Here is a 16,427-nt window from a genome sequence, read left to right as displayed (position 1 = left end):
CCGCTCTGTCAGGCAGGTGCGCCCGGCGGCTCCTCCGAGCGGTGCTGCAGCGTCGCCTCGATGTCGGCCCGGTCGTCGCGCAGCTGTTTCGCGTCGGGCCGGTCGGTCCAGGTCCGCAATCGGGTGACGATGGGTGGTGCGGAGCGCAGCAGCACCAGTGCAGTCCCGAACGGGAGGGTGCGGATCGTGTCGGGCGGCATGATCGGCACGCGGCGGATGGAGCGCTGTGCGGAGCGGGAGCCGTGGTCTCCGACCGTGGTGGAGTCGGTCACTTCGTCGCGCTCGCCGATGAGCGTGGTCAGGTCGTGCAGGTCCTTGGAGTTCGACGCTCCGCCGAGGACGATCTTGACGATAGCGGCGTCCCAGATCGCGCCGGCCGCGTTCTCCGACCACTTCTCCCGCGCCTGCGCGAGGCTTTGGAGTACGGGCATGGTCGTGATCCCGGTTCCGCCGCCCTCTGCCATGAGCGTCGGCAGCGAGGGCAAGGGTGCGAGGTTGCCGACCTCATCGAGTGCGAGCAGCAGTGGCGGGTCGAGGCGGGCGCCGGGGCTCGTGGCGGCGAGGCGGCGGGCGGCTTCCACGACGTCTTCCACGAACGCCGCCACCAACGCAGCGGAGTTGTTGGCGCCGGCTCCGGTGGCGAGCAGATAGAGGGTTCCTCGGTCGCGGAGGAACGCTTCGGGGTCGAAGTCCTCGTCCTCGCGCGGCGAGACGGCGTCGAGCACGCGCGGGTCTGCCAGCGCGGCGAGGGCGAGGGAGACGCCTTGCCAGATGGAGTCGCGCGTGCGGGGGTCGGAGTCGATCATCGCCTGCAACGAGTCCGCCCACCCAGTCGCCGCTCGCGGGTTCGCGGTGAGGATCGCCACTGCGTCCGCGGCGGCGGAGGGGTCGAGGGTCCAACGGAACAGCTCCGAGGGCGGCCGGTGATCGAGGGCGGCGGCATGGAGGAGCGCCTGGAGCGCGGTCCTCGTCTTGCCCTCCCAGAACCCGCCTCCCTCGACCCCGCCGGCCGAGAGACCGGTGCCGGCGGCAAGGCCGGTCGCGCGGATCATCGCCGTCAAAGGGTCCTCACACCCGCGGATGGGTGACCACCTGAGCCCGGCGGGTAGGCCTTCGGCGAGGTGCTGGGGGTCGAACACCGCGACAGGGCCGATCTTCTGCCGGGCGCGGAGCGTCGCGGTCAGGTTGTCCGGCCGCGTCGATGTGGTGACGACCGCGCCAGGGGCGTCCAAGATGGCGTTGATGACGATGTGGGCGCCCTTCCCGGAGCGGGGCGGGCCGATCAGCAGGATGCTGTCTTCGACGGACGCCCAGACGCTCGTGCCATGTGAGGCGCCGATCCGGTAGCCGACATCCTTCGGCTGCGGCTGGTGGAGCGAGGGCCGCAGGTGACCGGCCCGGCGCAGCAGCGCCGCCTCCGAGGCGGCCTTAGCGACCTCGTTGCGGGTGGCGATCCCGGCGATGCGGTACGGGTCGGTATTCACTTGACGGCCGTGCTCGCGGAAGAACCGCCACGTCCACCAGCCGGCCACTCCGGCGCCGAGGACCAGCAGACCGGCGGTGATCCAGTACGCCACGGCGCTCAGGCCCGGTGCGCCGAGCGCGGTCGCTGGGTCACCGGGGCCCAGCAGCACGCCCAGTCCGGCTTCGACTCCGCCAGTGGGCTGGTTGACGCCGGTGATCCAGGCGGCGACGGACCCGGCGCCGCGGAGGATGGCGGCGAGGACCGCCGTGCCGATGAGGATGCCGATGCCGAGGTTGCTCAGCTCGTCCCCGAGCGCTCCCGTGGGCCGGGGCGTGCTCATTCGGGGTGGCCGATCGTGAGGGTGCCGGAGACGCGGCCGAGCAGGATGACCTCGCGGGTCGGGGTCCCGGCGAGCTGGTGGGCTTCGACGAGGCCGCGCATGGTGCCGTCCGGGGCGGCATCGCCGTGGGCGATGACGACGGCGATCGCGACGTCCTCGCCGGGAACGAACCCTTCCCCGTGCAGCGCGACGAGTTCCGCCGCCGGTCGGCGGGCCGGTTCTTCCGATGCCGGCTCTGGATCGGGTTCGGTGCGGCGGCGCCTGCTCGGGGTGATGATGTCGGTGAACACGGTTCCGTCCGCTTCGCGCACCTCGACCCGCACCGGGGAGCGGCGCAGGTCGGTGAGCTGGTCGAGGACGCGGGCGAAGTCCTCCCGCCGCCACGGCGGCGCGAACGGCTCCGGCTCGAACGGCGCCCCGTCGACAGTGACGGTCATGCGGCCGTCCTCGGCGATGGTGATGGCGACGAGCGGGAGCACGACCGGCACGGGCTCGGCACTCCCGCTTCGGGATGCGGGTTCGCCCCAGGATCGCTTGTAGCGGGGCCGGAGCATCAGGAATCCTGCCGATCGTTCGGGATTCCTGAAGGCACGTCGAGATTCCCGAACTCGTGCGCATCTGTCCCAACCGCCGTGAGTTCGTTCGCGGTGTAAGTCGGTCGCAGTCTCATATCCATCAGGTACGCGGGCGAGTACGGCCAGTGCTCCGCGGCTGACGAACGTTCAGGATTAGTGCGAGGAGTTCACGATTCGTGAAGGAATCGCAGGAATGGTGAACGCTCGGCTCGGGCTGGACTATCCGACGTTGAGGGCGGCGAGTTGCTGCGGGGAGCCGGTCACCACGAGCCGCAGGTCCGAGTGCTGCTCCTCGATGCGCCAGTCGACGAAGGAGCAGCAGGAGCTTTCGGCCTCGACCAGCCCGCGAAGGCGGGCGATGGAGTCCTCGACCTTGGCGTAGTGGATGGTCAGCCGCGTGTCGGTGCGTTCCGTTTCGAGTGCGTAGTCCTCGTCGAATGCTCGCCACTTCTCGATCTGCGCCTTGCCGGCGGTGGGGGTCAGCGTGCAGGCGATGGGCAGGCCGTTGAGCGGGCCGATGTGGGTCACGGGGTGACCTCCTCGTGGTCGTCGTGGTCGAGGTCTTCGAGCACCTCGAAGGGGGATTCGATGTCGCCGCGCCAAGCCTCGATACCCTCACGGATCGCCAGGCCCGCCACCACGAGCGCGGCGATGGAGTCGGCCCACGCCCACCCGAACAGGCCGTTGAGGACGAGCCCGATGAGGACGGTGCCGGAGAGGTAGATGCACAGCAGAAGCTGCTTCGCATCGGCCTGCACGCTCTTGGAGCGCAGCTCCCGGCCGGTGCGAAACTCGAACCAGGCCAGGACGGGCATCACGATCAGGCTGGCGATCGCGATCCCGATACCGACCGGACTGTGATCCGGGTCGCGGACGCCGGTGAGGGCGAGGATCGCATCGACGGCGACGTACACGGCCAGGGCGAAGAACGCGCCCCCGATCACCCGGACGGTGGCCTTCTCCCACCGTTCGGGGTCTCTGCGAGTGAACTGCCAGGCGATCGCGGCGGCAGAGGCGACCTCGATCACCGAGTCCAGACCGAACCCGATCAGCGCCGCAGACGACGCAACCGCGCCGGCCGAGAGCGCAATGACAGCCTCGATGACGTTCCAGGTGATCGTGAAGAAGACGATGAACCGCACCCGCCGGTGCAGCTGGGCGCGGCGCTCGTCGGTCAGGGCCGGCGCGCTCATCATGCGGTGGCCTCGGTGTCGCAGCAGCCGGGCACGCTGCAGGCCGGGTCCAGGCACGGCGCGCTCTCGTCGACGGCGAGCGTCACATCCACCAGCGCGACGAGCGCCGCCGTCAGGTGTGGGTCGGCGATCTCGTACCGAGTCTGCCGACCCTCGGGCTCGGCAACCACGATCCCGCAACCACGCAGACACGACAGGTGGTTCGACACGTTTGTACGGGTCAGGTCCAGGTCGCGGGCGAGCTTCGCCGGATACCCCGGCTGCTCCAGCAGCGACAGCAGGATGCGCGAGCGGGTCGGGTCGGCCATCGCCCGGCCGAGCCGGTTCATCACGTCCACCCGAGAAGCAAGAGTCAGCACACACTGGCTATACAGCGATCAGTGACCTATTGGAAGGCTGGAAGGATAAGACTCATGCGGACGGCGGTCGAGTGGATGGAGCGGTGGCAGGTGCCCCTCTACCTCGCCGCGTTCGTCCTCGGCGCGGGCATCGGGCTGCTGATCCCGGCGATTGCGCACCCGGCGGAGTTGGCGATCAACCCCGTGCTCGGGCTGTTGCTCTACGCGACCTTCCTCGGGGTGCCGTTCGCGAAGATCGGGCAGGCGTTCCGCGACTGGCGCTTCCTCGTCACCGTCTTGACGGTGAACTTCGTCGCCGTCCCGATCGTCGTCTACGTCCTTTCGCGGATCGTCGCCCACGATCAGGTGCTCCTGATCGGCGTGTTGTTCGTCCTCCTCACGCCATGCGTGGACTACGTCATCGTGTTCACCGGCATCGCCGGTGGAGCCAAGGATCGGCTGCTCGCGGCCGCACCACTGCTGATGCTCGCGCAGATGCTCCTGCTGCCGCTCTACCTCTGGCTGTTCGTCGGAGCCGAGTTCGTCGCCACGGTCGACTTCGCCCCGTTCATCGAGGCGTTCCTGCTGCTTATCGCGCTGCCTCTCGTTGCCGCGGGGTTCACCCAGCTTGCCGCCGCCGGCACCCGCTGGGGCGTAGCGATCCAGGGCACCGTGCTGGGGGCGATGGTGCCGCTCATGATGCTCAGCCTCGCTGTCGTGGTGGCCTCCCAGATCGCCGGCGTCGGACGACAGCTCGGCGCGCTCCTGCTCGCCATCCCCGTCTACATCCTGTTCGCCGCGGTCATGGTCCCGATCGGTGCCGCCGCCGGGAAGGTTGCCCGGATCGACGTCCCCGGTCGCCGCGCGATCGTGTTCAGCGGCGCGACCCGCAACTCCCTCGTCGTCCTCCCGCTCGTCCTCGCCCTACCCGCCGCGTTCGACCTTGCTCCGCTCGTCGTTGTCACACAGACCCTCGTCGAGCTCATCGTCATGGTCGTGTTCGTGCGGCTCATCCCGCGACTGCTCCCCGACGACATCGACACCGCGAACTCACGACCTCAGATACTCTGAAATGGCCCCTCGGCCCGTGGGTTCCCGCCTCAACTGCCTTCAGGATTCGTGATCTTACGTGGGTTCGCTGGTCATGCGGCCGGTGGTGTCGAACGCGGCGAGCTCGGCGGGATGGAGCTGATGCTGCACGACGAAGGAGCGGTCCTTGATCCGCCAGAGCCCCTGACCGGTCCCCAGGCCGGGGAGCAGCTTCTGCTCGGTGCCGGTGAGCCCGAGCGCGAGGGCGGTGGAGCCGAGCTGGTCCGGCTCCTGCCGGTACACGATCCGGGTCTCCGCATTCGCCAGCAGCGACGAGGCGAGGGCGCGCATCGCGGTCCCGGCATCGCCGACGTTGTCGAGGTCGGAGAGCTTGTGGAAGATGAGCATGTTCGCGATTCCGAAGTGCCGCGCCAGCCTCCACTGGGCGTCCATGCGGCGAAGCAGCGCCGGGTACTGCATGAGCCGCCACGCCTCGTCGTAGACCACCCATCGCTGCCCGCCCGCCGGGTCGGACAGAGCGGACTCCATCCATGCGGACGAGCAGGTCATCAGCACCGAGATCAGCGTGCTGTTCTCCGCGACCCGCGATAGGTCGAGCGACACCATCGGCAGCGACGGGTCGAACCTGACCGTGGAGGGGCCGTCGAACAGGCCTTGGAGGTCTCCGGCGACAAGCCGACGGAGCGCGTGGCCGACGAGACGACCGTCTTCCGCGAGCCGACCGTCCTCATCGTCCCCCGTGTTGGGGGTGAGGATGCGGTCGACGACCATCGGCAGGATCGGCACCTCGGCGCTGCGGACGGCGTCTCGGAGGGCGAGGTCGATGGCGGTGTGCTCCAACGGCGACAGCGCCCGGTCCAGCACGGTCTCTGCGAGGGCGCCGATGAGGTCGCGGCGGCGGGAGGCGACCTGCATCGCCCACTCCGTATCCGACACGGCAGATGGCCGGTGGCCCTCATCGAGCGGGTTCAGACGATTGCGAAGGCCGTGGCCGAGGATGATCGCCCGTCCGCCGACCGCCTCCGCGACAGCCGTGTGTTCGCCCTTAGGGTCGCCGGGGACGTAGACCCTGCGTCCGAACGGCAGGCTGCGCGTGTACAGCGACTTCGCCAGGGAAGACTTGCCGGAGCCGACGATCCCGGCGAGCACGACGTTCGGCGCCGTGATGAGGCCGCGCTGATAGAGCACCCAGGGGTCGTAGACGAACGATCCGCCGCTGTAGAGGTCCTGGCCGACGAAGACGCCCTGGCTGCCGAGGCCGGCCTCGGCCAGGAAGGGGTACTGGCCGGCGAGCGTCGCGGAGGTGTCTTGGTGCTTGGGGAGCCGGAACCGGCCCGGCGTCCGCAACGCCGCGGGCCCCGCCTCGCCGGAGGCGGGCAGGTAGCTCGTGTTGCGGCGTTCAGCCTGCTCCGCCTCCCACTTCGCCCGAGCTTGTGCCTTGCGATGCTGGCGGGCATCGGTCTCGACCTTCGCCGCCGCCTGCCGGCGGGCCTTGCGTGCCCGGCGCCGCTCGCCTTCGGGACCGACGAGCACGGCGGTGTGCAGGCGGCTGTCGTCCTGCCCGGTCACAGCGCCAGCCCCCGTCCGTGTGCGGAGGCGGCGCCGGGGCGGCGGGTGAACCAGTCGGCCCCGTCTCGCCCCCGGCTGACCGCGGGGCCGACTGCACGCGTGGACTTGTGCGCGGCGCGTTCCGCTTCCCGCCTCGACTCCGATGCGGGTGCGGAGGCCGGGGTGTCGATGCCGAGGAGCGCCGGGTCGGGCACGGTGTCGTGCTTGCGCAGCAGCGAGACGTGCCCGAGGAAGGGGTTGTAGGTGAGCGTGTAGACGTCGTGGGTGGCCACCTTGTCGAGCACACCTGCCGGGGGCTCGTCGTAGACGTATCCGTTCTCGAGCGCGGCCTGGGTGGTCTCCGCTCCGTAGTCGTGCCCGGCCAGGTGCTCGATCGCTGCATCCGTCCCGTCGCGGTCGATCAGCTCCAGCACCTCATCGGCCTCGGCGCCTTCCAGGAACACGACGCTGACCCACCGCCTCGCCGGGCCGTCCTCGACGGCAGGTGCGGGGTGCCAGGCGATGCGACCGGAGTGCTGGGAGGCGGCGTCCAGCCGCCACTCCACGGTGTCCAGCAGGGTGCCGGCCTGGTGCAGCTCATCGGCAGCTGCGAGGGCCGAGGTTGCGCCGGCGGCCTGGTTCCCGGCGTCGTCGTGCGCCCTGGCGCGGGCGCTGATGTGGGCGGCTGCGAGCTGGTCGAGCACTTGCCGCAGCGACCTGACGCCGGCGAGCAGATCTCCGATCACCGGGTGGGTGTCGGCGGGGCTCTCGAACGTGCGGGTCGCGTGGGCCAGGCCCCGCAGCGCGGCGGACGCCTCAGCGGCGTCCGCGAGCGGGTCATCGAAGGTCGGCATGATCGGGGCTCCTCACAGGAAGGCGTGACGGTTGGTGAGCAGGTGCGCCGGGTCAGACCGGCCGGCACAACGGCAGCGCGGCAGCGGTGAATGCCTGCGCCTGCTGACCGACGAGCCGCCTGGTCTCGCAGGACGCTTGGATCGCCGCCTGCTCGACCGCGGCCACCGCCGCGTCGAGCTCGTCCACGGTCGGCGCAGAGACGGAGACGAGGCCGGAGACGCGCAGGACGCCGTGCCCGGCAGTCAGGTCCGCCTCCTGCTGGAGCACGTCGTCCAGCTCGGCGCTGCTGGCCGCGTCGTCGATCTGCCCGATCTTGCGCCGCTGGGCGGCATCGGAGATGAGCTCGGTCTTCTTCTTCCGCAGGTCCCGCGCGGCCTGGTCGGCGCGCACCGGGGTGTAGTGCAGGGCGAGGGTGCGCAGGATGCCGTTGGACAGCACGAGCGGCGCGAGGAAGCCGGGATACACCTGCGAGCGAGGCCACTCGGTGATCCACAGCACCGCATGGTGCGCGGAGTCCGACCGCAGCCGGTCCCAGGTCTCGGTAACCGCGACCGGACCTGCGGTCGCCAGGTCACGGCCCAGGTCCCCGTGGCGCTCCAGCGCCGGGGCGGCGGCGGGGTCGTAAGCCGAGCGCAGGACGACGGCGACCTCGCCCGGCGTCAGCCACCCGGTGCTACTGAGCTCCGCGGCGCGCAACGCCGTCGTCAGCGTGCTCATCTCCTGCCGCAGCACCGCAGCCGCGCCGCGTATCCCGCCACCGCTCGTTCTGATCTGCCGGGCGGCGGCCTTCATGTCGAGCGCGAGCGAGATGGTCGTCGCGTGGCGCTCTCCGGCGGGGCCGGCACGCTCGATGAGCTCGGCGTACGTGGTCGCGGCCCAGGAGCCGTCGTCGGTGCCGTGCGTGCGCCACCACTCCGCCAGCCCCGTCCCGGAATCCGGCAGAGTGCGCTCGGACACCTGGATGCGGGCGATCCGCCCGGACCTGCAGGCGGCGGCCAGTACGCGGCCCCAGCCGGAGACGCGACGCTGCTGCTCACCCGGATCAAGGAGCACGAACGCGGGGTGGGAGACGCCGAGGATCGCGGTGAGGGTCTGCGCGTGCGGGTCGTGGACCATCGCCGCGCCGGTCTCGGGGTCTTCCCACTCCCGCAGCGGTGCCGCATCCCCGGGCAGGGCGAGGGTCCCGGCGGGGCGGGGCTTGATGACGCGGCGCCGGTAGATGAGCTGCCCGAGATAGGTCCGGGCGGCCCAGCGGGCGAGGATCGGCACCCACTCGATCACCTTCCGGCCCCCGGCAGGGATCACCGCGAGCAGGGCGCAGGTCCCCCAGACGGGTGCGGTCCAGGCCAAGCCCATCCCGTCGGCGGTGTAGAGGGAGAAGACGACCGTGAGCACCGCGATACCGAGGACGATGAGCTGCGGCAGGGACAGACCGAGCATGATGCCGCGCCTGGCGAGCCGCGAGAACTGCACCGGCGCCAGCGGGTAGTCGCTAGGCGAGTTCGTGACCATCGGTTACTCCTTCCCGGCCGGTGCGGACGACGGCGGAGGCGGCGGGTCCTGCCGGCGCTGGCGCGCGGGCGAAGACTCTCCAGGCCCGGGAGAGGGCGGCGTGGCCGGAGGCGGTGTCGACGGTGCGGGACGCGGCGGGGCGCCCTGCGACGGCGGCGGGGATGCCTGCTCGGCCGCCGCGCCGGCCTGACTGTCCGCCGCGCCGCCCGCCGCTCTGCCTGCCTTCGGACCGGCGGTCGCTGCGGCCTTGACCACGGCGGCTCCGACGACCACCGCGGCACCGACCGGCCCCGCGGCCGCACCGGCACCAGCCGCGCCAGCGCCGGCAGCTCCGGCGCCCGCTCCAGCTCCAGCTCCAGCTCCAGCCCCTGCTCCTGCTCCGGCTGATGCGGCGGCGCCGGTGCCCGCCGTGCCGGCTCCCGCGCTGGCCGGGGCCGCAGCCGACGCACCGGGAGGAGGTGGGGGCGGTGTCGAGCCTCCGCCCGCGCCGCCTCCACCACTCGGCGGCTTGCTGCCCGGGTCGGTGCCGCCGTCGAGGACCTTCTTGGCCGTGTCGGCCTGCGGGGCGGACGGCACCGGCACGGGCCGGTTCAGCGCGGACTTCGCCTCCTGCTCGGACGACATCGCGTGGTACATGTCGAAGCCCACGAACGACAGGAACTTGTAGGTGATGTACGGGGCGAACGCGGCGATGAACATCAGCACGACGCCCGCGATCGGGTCGGAGATGGAGGCCAGGTCGGCCTCGATCGGGGCCGAGACCTGCCCGATCGCGACGAGGAAGATCACGACGAGGACGAGCTTGGAGAAGATCAGGGCGATCACGAACGCCGCCCACTTGGCGAACCAGCCCTTCGTCGCATCCCACGTCGCCCCGGCCAGGGCGACCGGGCCGAACACGACCGCCACCAGCAGCAGCGCCTTGCGGATCAGCAGGGAGAACCACACAATCGCCGCCGCCGATATGGCTAGGCCGGCGAAGAAGATCGTGAGGATCGCCCCGACGCCAGGGCCGCCGATGTTGATGGCGCCGAGGGCGACGGCGAGGAGCCCGATCTGGGTCCCCATCCCTTCCATCGTGTTCCCGGTGGCCTGCACGATCCCGACCGCGAGCTGATCGGTCACCTCCAACAGCAGCGCCGTCAGCGTGATGACGAGAAACGAGCCGAGGACGGACTTGGCGAGGCCGAGCGCGGCACGGGACAAGGCGGTCGGGTCGCGGTGGACCAGGCCGGTGATGAGCTGGAGGCAGAAGAAGATCAGCATCACGAACACGGCGACGCCGAAGAGGACGTTGTAGACGCCGACGTACTCGGCGCTCGTGACGTCGACGAGGGTCGTGGTGTCGAACACCCACCACACGGCCTCGAACAGCCACGCCGCCGCCCCCGCCATCGCCTGAGCCAGCCAGTCGAACGGGGCCGCGATCAGGGAGGCGGTGCCCTCGCCCACGGCGTCACAGACGGAGGAGATGACCGGGACGTCGCAGACGCTCACCGCGCCCACCCCCGCCGTCGGAAGTCATGTCGGGTCGTCATTAGACGGCCTGCCCGACGCCCCAGAAGAAGTTCACCAGCGTCACCGCCGCGCCGCAGATGATCGCCGCCCCGCAGCTCACGAGGACGCCGACCTTGCCGCGGCTGGCGAGGTGGGGGTTGCTGCTGTTCGATCCGAGACCCCAGACGATCGCGGAGACGATCAGGGCGAGGACGGAGAGGATCAGGCCCACCGTCATGACGGCGCCGACGATGATGCGCAGCTGCTCGATGCCCGGAAGGCCCGAGCTGTTGGGGTCGATGTCGATCACGGTTGTGCTCCCTTGACTGGTCGAGACGGGGTTCTCGACGGTCAGGTGCGCACTCGCTCCCAGCCGCACAGGCAAGGACGGTCAGAGCCGGGTGCCGACGTCCAGCAGGAAGTTGAGCCAGGCAACGCCGGCACCGGATAGCGCGGCGGCGCCGACCGCGACAAGCAGGCCGGTGCGGGCCTTGGTCGCTGCCTGGTAGTTGCCGGAGGCTCCGCTGATCGCCCAGATGATGGCGCAGACGATGAGCATGAGCACCGCGGTGACGAGCACGAACATCAGCAGCGCGCCGACGATGGAGCGCAGGTCTGCGGCGCCGCCCACGCCGCCGAAGTCGGGGAACACGTCCATCACGCGCCCCCGGCAGTGCACAGGGCGGGGGCGGCATCGCCGCCCGCAATCCCTCCGGCACCGTGTTCGGTGAGCCAGGCGTCGGAGTCCACCGGGTCCGCTCCGGCGCCGCCGGGGTGGATCTGCAGGTGGAGGTGCGGGCCGGTCGAGTGGCCGGAGGAGCCGACGTCTCCGATGTGCTGGCCCGCGGTCACGGTGTCGCCGTCGGCGACGTGGATGCCGTGCTGCCACATGTGCACATACATCGACGCGACCCGCTGCCCGCCGACGGTGTGCTCGATGACGATGATCCCGCCGCCTGCGTCGGTGTAGTTCGCGCGCACCACGACGCCATCGGCGACGGCGTAGATCGGGGTGCCGTCGGGGGCGGCGAAGTCCGAGCCTGCGTGGAAGCGTCGTTCCCCGGTGATCGGGTCGTTGCGCCACCCGAACGGGCTCGTCCGCACCCAGGTTCCCTCGGGAAGCGGGAACACGATCCTGGTCGTCTCGGGCACGACCGGTGTCTCATCCCCGCCGCCGTTGCCGGAGGGCGCGGGGCGGGTGAGGGCGTCGAGGATCGCCTGCGCGACTGGCTGGTAGTTCTGATACCTGTCCGGGTAGGCGCTGACCTCGACGGCCTGGGCGGCCTCGCCGGGGTCGAGCTGCTGCCAGCCGGGGATGTCGAGCAGCCCCCGCGGGGACGGGTAGTTCGGGCCGGACTCGCCGCCGTAGAACGCCCTGGCCTGGTAAGCCGAGTCCATGAGCTCGGCGACCGTGCCCCAGCCGCTGGCGGGGCGCATCTGGAACAGGCCGAGCGAGTCATGATCAGAACCGTTGCCGTCGTTCGGATAGTTCGCCGACTCGGGGTAGGCGCTGGTGTTGGCGAGCATCCGCAGGGTGGATTCGGTGAGGGCGGCCATGAGCGCGATGAGCACACCGTCGCGGCCGACGCCGGCGGTCTGCCCGCCGACCGTGATGATCGTCGCCGCGTGCGTGAGCTGTTGCCGGTTCAGCGTGACCGTCTCCCCGTTTCGGGTCGTCGTGGTCAGCGAGTCCGGGATCGGGCCGACCGCGAGTGAGCCGGGCGTGCAGACGGCGGCGGTCGCGGAGGTGCCGCCGAGCGCGGCGACGCCCAGCAGGGCCGTGGAGGGCCCGATGAGCAGCAGGGTGAGGGCGAGGACGGCGAGCTTCTTCATCACGACGCTCCCGGCTAGTGCAGCGGGTTGTCGAGCTCGGACAGCCGCAGCACCTCGCACGAACCTGATGCCGCGCCGTGGCCGGGCGTGGGCGGGTTGCAGACGAGGAACACGGTGAACGCGACCGGGCGGGACGCCTCCACCGGCGTCGTGCCCCAGGTGCCGTCGCGGTGCCTCGTGCCCTCGAAGGTGTAGGCGATCGCCCCGGCCGGGATCTGGCCGGGCGCGGCCTGGTCGACGGCGGTCTCCCACGCCTCCGGGATGAACACCTCGTCGATGGTGAGCCACTGGCGCGTCGCATACTGTCGCAGCTGCGCCCACGCCTCCACAGAAGGCAGGTAGGCGCGCACGTCGCCCACGAACGCATCCGCCTCGGAACCGTGGGCGGCATCCGCGAGCACCTGCGCATAGTCCGAGGGCGTGTGCCCGGTCGTGGTGTCCCAGGTGAACAGGGCGGTCGCGACCGCGCGGGCGAACGCTTCCGGGCCGAGGTTCTGCCGGAGCGACTCCAGCTCACCGCCCGGCATCGGGCCGGGCGTCACAGGCGCAGCCGTGGTAGACGGGCGTTCGCTCGACGCCGGGTCGGCCGCGGCGGGGCCGTGGACGAGTCCGTAGATGCCGACGCCGACGAGGATCAGCAGGGCGAGGCCTGCGGCGGTGGCGGCGATCAGCAGGCGACGACGGCGACGGTCATCGGGGGCGGCGGGGTCCATGAACAGGGGTCCTTCCCGGACGGCAACAGGGATGCGTGGTTGCCAGGAAGGTGCGCACCACCGCCCCGTTACCTTCTTCGTGGCTCCTGGATCCGGCAGGATCAGGGAGTGCTGACCGGCCGGTCCTGGGCATGATCGTTTGCCCCCAGTCATCCATGATCCGGGGGGTGTTGTCACCCAGGACCGGTCCGGTGGTCACGGATCGCTGATAGAGGCAGGACCCGGCTGACAAGGGCCTTCGTAACGTGGATGCCGAGCGTGATCACCTCCCGGCCGGCCAGCACACGCCACCGGCGCACCAGAAGGGAACGATCATGACAGCACAGCAGCACCCGGCCGTGTTCATCGGCCTTGACGTCGGCAAGGCCGAGCACCACGCCGTGGCCCTCACCGCGGCCGGGAAAAAGGTCTACGACAAGGCCCTGCCCAACGACGAGACCCGCCTACGCGGCATCCTCGACGAGCTCGCCCGCGCCCACGGGCCCGCGCTGCTCGTCGTCGATCAACCGGCCACGATCGGCGCCCTGCCCGTGGCCGTGGCCCAGGCCTGCGACGGCGTTGAGGTGGCGTACCTGCCCGGGCTGGCGATGCGACGGATCGCTGACCTGCACCCCGGCTCGGCCAAGACCGACGCCAAGGACGCGGCGATCATCGCTGAAGCAGCCCGCACGATGCCCCATACGCTGCGCTCCATCCGAGTCGATGAGGAACAGATCGCCGAGCTGGCCATGCTCGCCGGGTTCGATGACGACCTCGCCGCGCAGATCACCGCGACCTCGAACCGGCTGCGCGGACTCCTCACCCAGATCCACCCCGCGCTCGAGCGCGTGCTCGGGCCCAGGATCACCCACCCCGCCGTGGCAGACCTTCTCGGCCGCTACCCCACCCCGGCACAGCTCAGAACGGCTGGGCCGGGGCATGTGCGGGCCAGGCTGCGCAAGCACGCCCCACGCCTGGCCGCTTCTCTCACGGAACAGATCTTCCAAGCCCTGGACGAGCAGTCCGTGGTCGTGGCCGGCACGCAGGCCGCGGCCACCGTGGTCCCGATCCTGGCAGAACAGCTCGCCGGCCTGACCCGTCAGCGGGCCGGCCTGGCCTCCCAGGTGGAGGCTGCAGTGGAGGCCCACCCTCTTCACCCGGTCCTGATCTCGATGCCCGGAGTAGGGATCAGGACCGCCGCACGCATCCTCACTGAAGTTGTGGGCAAGGACTTCGTCGATGCCGGGCATCTGGCCTCCTACGCCGGGATCGCCCCGGTCACCCGACGCTCCGGGACCTCGATCCGCGGAGAGCACGTAGCCCGGGGCGGGAACAAGCGACTGAAGCGGGCCCTGTTCCTCTCAGCGTTCGCTTCGCTGTCACACCCGCCTTCCAGGGCGTACTACGACCGCAAACGAGCCCAGGGCAAACGCCACAACCAGGCGCTGATCGCGCTGGCCCGGCGCCGCACGGACGTGCTCTACGCGATGCTCCGCGATGGCACCCTGTATCAAGATCCGACCGCCCCGCCAGCACCATCATCAGTCGCTCTCGCGGCTTGACGAAAACCATAGAGGCACCCGCCCTGTTCAGGCGGTCTGCTCGGCCCGGTCCTCCCGGGCGGCACGGGCGGCATCGGCGAACGTGACGGTGCCGGCGATCGTCTCCTCGAACCGGGCCCATTGCTCGGTGGTGAGTGCCGGGCCGACATCGGCGGGGTCGTAGTGCTCCCACCACGAGGCCATGTCGTCCCACGTCGCGGTGAACACGCTCAGCGGGAACGGCACCGGGACACCCGGCTCCACCGCCGTCAGCGCGGGCCGCTTCGCCTTCCTGCCGGTCTTGGCGGCCTTGACGCGGGCGAGCGCGGCCTGCGCCAACTGCTCCAGCTCCGCAGCCTTCGCCTCCCGCTCCGCCGCCCGCACCGCATCCGCTTCGGTGCGGGCCTGCTCGCGCAGCTCGGCGGGCTGGGCAGGGTCGGCGGCGAGCTGGTCGAGCTCCGCCAGCGACAGCTCCGCGTTCACGCGCAGATGCGAGGGATAGACGCTGCCGCCGGTCTTGATCTGCTCGACCTCCTGCGCGGCGCGCGCCCGCACCGCCTCGGGCTGGGACTCGTCCGCGGCGAGGTCTTCCAGCCGGCCGATGCGCTCCAACGTCGTGTAGGAGGCGCGGCCAGTGACCATCCGAGCAGCCTGCGCACGGGTCTTGCCCTGCTCGATCTGCGGTGGTGCCAAATTGGCACCACCGTCTTCTGCGTCGTCGGCGGACGCCTGGAACCGGGTGGCCTCCTGTCGGCGCGCGGCGTCCTCGGCCAGCAGGGCCTTCAGCTCGCGGTAGAGGGCGGCGGCTTCGAGCTGGGTGAGGGGCTTGTGGAGCTGGTTGTCGTCCTGCTCCGCGAGGAGCTGCCCGAGCCGGTCGGAGACGCCGGAGCGTACCCACACGTTGACGGTTTTGATGCCGAGCAGCTTGATCGCCGCGAGCCGTCGGGCTCCGCAGATCAGGTGCCCGTCGAGGGTGACCGTGATCGGCTGCAGCAGCCCGTGGCGGCGTATCGACTCGACCAGCGGGATCAGGTCGCCGTGGTCGTGCCTGTGCCGCGCGCCGACGACGATCGAATCGACGGCGCGCTCCAGCTCGATTCGGCCTTCCAGCGGCGTGCTCATCGCCCGCCGCTCCCGGCATCGAATCTGGGTGCGGCGAGCCCGGCGGTGATCACGAGATCGTCGTCTGTGAGGAGTGCGCGCAGCGGCTGGCCGATCAGCAGGCGGCGGAGCATTCCGCGGCCGGCGTTCGTGTGCGCGAGTGCCGGGTCGGGAACGCCGAGCACGGCCCGCAGCAGCGCCGTCCAGGATGCGCCGGGGAGGTCGAGGAGGGCGCGGGCTTGCCGGTCTCGGCGCAGCACCTCGAACGCCGACGCCCGCGAGGACGCCTCCGTGAGCCGGGCAGTGACGTACTCGACCGCGGCCCGCGCGGTCTCTGGCTCCCACCCGACCCGGGTGAGGAACGCGATGGTGTCCTCGATGGCGGCGGTCACGTTCACCGCTCGCTCGGGCGCCGGGTCCTCGTCGTCGGGCTCGTCGTCGGTGAATGGGTCGAACCGGAACGCGGGGTGGTAGTCGGGCAGCGGGTTCTCCCGATCGCTGAACCGCTCCGCATCGTGGAACACCGAGTAGCGGGGACGGCGGGCCTGGTGAACGGAGCACAGCAGCCCGTTGCCGCGCTCCTCCGCGGTGCACGTCACCTGCACCGCCCGCGTGATCACCGCCCACGGGTCCTCCGCCCGGCGGGTCGCGGCACCGCGCATCGCCTCGAATGCCGCGGACGCCGCCTCCCACGGGTCCAGTCCGTGTTTGCGGGCCAGCGCCGCGTACTTGCTCGCCGCGTGCTCCATGAGCGCAGCGGCCTCGGGGTCATGGCGCCACGCTCCGCGCCCCGCCTCGTGGAGGCGGGTGAGCAGGGCGCGCAGCGCTTCCGAATCGTCGAATCGTTCCCGCCGTTTGCGGGCCGTGGCAGTCTCCATGACGGCACC

At 71.0% G+C, this 16,427-nt stretch carries 17 protein-coding genes; 2 read left to right on the top strand and 15 right to left on the bottom strand.

The features are described from left to right. Window positions 1-8 precede the first annotated feature (8 nt). The 5 genes from AC0VX0_RS07075 to cmtR form a co-directional block, all read right to left on the bottom strand. Window positions 9-1,805, bottom strand: coding sequence for a type IV secretory system conjugative DNA transfer family protein (locus tag AC0VX0_RS07075; RefSeq protein ID WP_020624340.1), 1,797 nt, complete (start codon window positions 1,803-1,805; stop codon window positions 9-11). Next, complete coding sequence (locus AC0VX0_RS07070) at window positions 1,802-2,242, bottom strand: hypothetical protein (RefSeq protein ID WP_240739668.1); 441 nt, start codon at window positions 2,240-2,242, stop codon at window positions 1,802-1,804. The genes AC0VX0_RS07075 and AC0VX0_RS07070 overlap by 4 nt, the downstream gene beginning before the upstream one ends. Window positions 2,243-2,599: 357 nt before the next feature. Beyond that, the gene (locus AC0VX0_RS07065) at window positions 2,600-2,908 is read right to left on the bottom strand and encodes a hypothetical protein (protein ID WP_020624338.1); all 309 of its coding nucleotides are present in this window, start codon (window positions 2,906-2,908) and stop codon (window positions 2,600-2,602) included. Next, window positions 2,905-3,576 carry a cation diffusion facilitator family transporter gene (locus tag AC0VX0_RS07060; RefSeq protein ID WP_371204940.1) on the bottom strand — a complete coding sequence of 224 codons (672 nt, stop codon included), beginning with the start codon at window positions 3,574-3,576 and terminating at the stop codon, window positions 2,905-2,907. The genes AC0VX0_RS07065 and AC0VX0_RS07060 overlap by 4 nt, the downstream gene beginning before the upstream one ends. Further along, window positions 3,573-3,932 (bottom strand): Cd(II)/Pb(II)-sensing metalloregulatory transcriptional regulator CmtR, encoded by a 360-nt coding sequence (gene cmtR / locus AC0VX0_RS07055; protein ID WP_043278786.1) that lies wholly within the window; start codon window positions 3,930-3,932, stop codon window positions 3,573-3,575. Before cmtR ends, AC0VX0_RS07060 begins: the two co-directional genes overlap by 4 nt. 54 nt (window positions 3,933-3,986) lie before the next feature. Between cmtR and AC0VX0_RS07050 the strand changes: the two genes are divergently transcribed. Further along, on the top strand, window positions 3,987-4,982 hold the full coding sequence (locus AC0VX0_RS07050; protein WP_101966154.1) for an arsenic resistance protein: 996 nt from the start codon (window positions 3,987-3,989) through the stop codon (window positions 4,980-4,982). A 54-nt stretch (window positions 4,983-5,036) separates the two neighbouring features. On the opposite strand, the gene AC0VX0_RS07045 is transcribed toward AC0VX0_RS07050, so the two are convergent. The 8 genes from AC0VX0_RS07045 to AC0VX0_RS07010 form a co-directional block, all read right to left on the bottom strand. Next, window positions 5,037-6,530: an ATP-binding protein gene (locus AC0VX0_RS07045; protein WP_070708981.1), complete on the bottom strand. Its 1,494-nt coding sequence runs from the start codon at window positions 6,528-6,530 to the stop codon at window positions 5,037-5,039. Continuing rightward, a complete protein-coding gene (locus AC0VX0_RS07040) occupies window positions 6,527-7,363 on the bottom strand; it encodes a hypothetical protein (protein ID WP_070708980.1) in 837 nt (278 codons plus the stop codon). Before AC0VX0_RS07040 ends, AC0VX0_RS07045 begins: the two co-directional genes overlap by 4 nt. A gap of 52 nt (window positions 7,364-7,415) precedes the next feature. Beyond that, on the bottom strand, window positions 7,416-8,876 hold the full coding sequence (locus AC0VX0_RS07035) for an SCO6880 family protein (protein ID WP_020627606.1): 1,461 nt from the start codon (window positions 8,874-8,876) through the stop codon (window positions 7,416-7,418). A 3-nt stretch (window positions 8,877-8,879) separates the two neighbouring features. Beyond that, a complete protein-coding gene (locus AC0VX0_RS07030) occupies window positions 8,880-10,373 on the bottom strand; it encodes a TrbL/VirB6 family protein (RefSeq protein WP_043281858.1) in 1,494 nt (497 codons plus the stop codon). A gap of 40 nt (window positions 10,374-10,413) precedes the next feature. Further along, a complete protein-coding gene (locus AC0VX0_RS07025; RefSeq protein WP_020627604.1) occupies window positions 10,414-10,683 on the bottom strand; it encodes a DUF6112 family protein in 270 nt (89 codons plus the stop codon). Window positions 10,684-10,764: 81 nt separating this feature from the next. After that, window positions 10,765-11,031 carry a DUF6112 family protein gene (locus AC0VX0_RS07020; RefSeq protein ID WP_043281856.1) on the bottom strand — a complete coding sequence of 89 codons (267 nt, stop codon included), beginning with the start codon at window positions 11,029-11,031 and terminating at the stop codon, window positions 10,765-10,767. Beyond that, window positions 11,031-12,206, bottom strand: a complete 1,176-nt coding sequence (locus AC0VX0_RS07015) for a M23 family metallopeptidase (RefSeq protein WP_020627602.1) — start codon at window positions 12,204-12,206, stop codon at window positions 11,031-11,033. Before AC0VX0_RS07015 ends, AC0VX0_RS07020 begins: the two co-directional genes overlap by 1 nt. Window positions 12,207-12,220: 14 nt before the next feature. Continuing rightward, entirely contained in the window at window positions 12,221-12,919 is a 699-nt protein-coding gene (locus AC0VX0_RS07010) for a hypothetical protein (RefSeq protein ID WP_020627601.1), read from the bottom strand. A 314-nt stretch (window positions 12,920-13,233) separates the two neighbouring features. On the opposite strand from AC0VX0_RS07010, the gene AC0VX0_RS07005 reads away from it, so the two are divergent. Continuing rightward, window positions 13,234-14,460, top strand: coding sequence for an IS110 family RNA-guided transposase (locus tag AC0VX0_RS07005; RefSeq protein ID WP_010078639.1), 1,227 nt, complete (start codon window positions 13,234-13,236; stop codon window positions 14,458-14,460). Between the two features lie 27 nt (window positions 14,461-14,487). On the opposite strand, the gene AC0VX0_RS07000 is transcribed toward AC0VX0_RS07005, so the two are convergent. Together AC0VX0_RS07000 and AC0VX0_RS06995 are read right to left on the bottom strand one after the other, a co-directional pair. Continuing rightward, on the bottom strand, window positions 14,488-15,561 hold the full coding sequence (locus AC0VX0_RS07000; protein WP_020627600.1) for a ParB N-terminal domain-containing protein: 1,074 nt from the start codon (window positions 15,559-15,561) through the stop codon (window positions 14,488-14,490). Then, complete coding sequence (locus AC0VX0_RS06995; RefSeq protein ID WP_043281843.1) at window positions 15,558-16,418, bottom strand: serine/threonine-protein kinase; 861 nt, start codon at window positions 16,416-16,418, stop codon at window positions 15,558-15,560. The genes AC0VX0_RS07000 and AC0VX0_RS06995 overlap by 4 nt, the downstream gene beginning before the upstream one ends. Between the last annotated feature and the right edge of the window lie 9 nt (window positions 16,419-16,427).

It is taken from the genome of Micrococcus sp. iso_26, assembly GCF_056172975.1.
This window is presented reverse-complemented; position numbering and strand designations above follow the sequence as displayed.

Coding starts and splice junctions, on each gene's coding strand:
- AC0VX0_RS07070 (WP_240739668.1), bottom strand. CDS start 2,242: ATGACCGTCACTGTCGACGGGGCGCCGTTCGAGCCGGAGCCGTTCGCG.
- AC0VX0_RS07005 (WP_010078639.1), top strand. CDS start 13,234: ATGACAGCACAGCAGCACCCGGCCGTGTTCATCGGCCTTGACGTCGGC.
- AC0VX0_RS07050 (WP_101966154.1), top strand. CDS start 3,987: ATGCGGACGGCGGTCGAGTGGATGGAGCGGTGGCAGGTGCCCCTCTAC.
- AC0VX0_RS06995 (WP_043281843.1), bottom strand. CDS start 16,418: ATGGAGACTGCCACGGCCCGCAAACGGCGGGAACGATTCGACGATTCG.
- AC0VX0_RS07020 (WP_043281856.1), bottom strand. CDS start 11,031: ATGGACGTGTTCCCCGACTTCGGCGGCGTGGGCGGCGCCGCAGACCTG.
- AC0VX0_RS07035 (WP_020627606.1), bottom strand. CDS start 8,876: ATGGTCACGAACTCGCCTAGCGACTACCCGCTGGCGCCGGTGCAGTTC.
- AC0VX0_RS07040 (WP_070708980.1), bottom strand. CDS start 7,363: ATGCCGACCTTCGATGACCCGCTCGCGGACGCCGCTGAGGCGTCCGCC.
- AC0VX0_RS07075 (WP_020624340.1), bottom strand. CDS start 1,805: ATGAGCACGCCCCGGCCCACGGGAGCGCTCGGGGACGAGCTGAGCAAC.
- AC0VX0_RS07010 (WP_020627601.1), bottom strand. CDS start 12,919: ATGGACCCCGCCGCCCCCGATGACCGTCGCCGTCGTCGCCTGCTGATC.
- AC0VX0_RS07015 (WP_020627602.1), bottom strand. CDS start 12,206: ATGAAGAAGCTCGCCGTCCTCGCCCTCACCCTGCTGCTCATCGGGCCC.
- AC0VX0_RS07060 (WP_371204940.1), bottom strand. CDS start 3,576: ATGATGAGCGCGCCGGCCCTGACCGACGAGCGCCGCGCCCAGCTGCAC.
- AC0VX0_RS07000 (WP_020627600.1), bottom strand. CDS start 15,561: ATGAGCACGCCGCTGGAAGGCCGAATCGAGCTGGAGCGCGCCGTCGAT.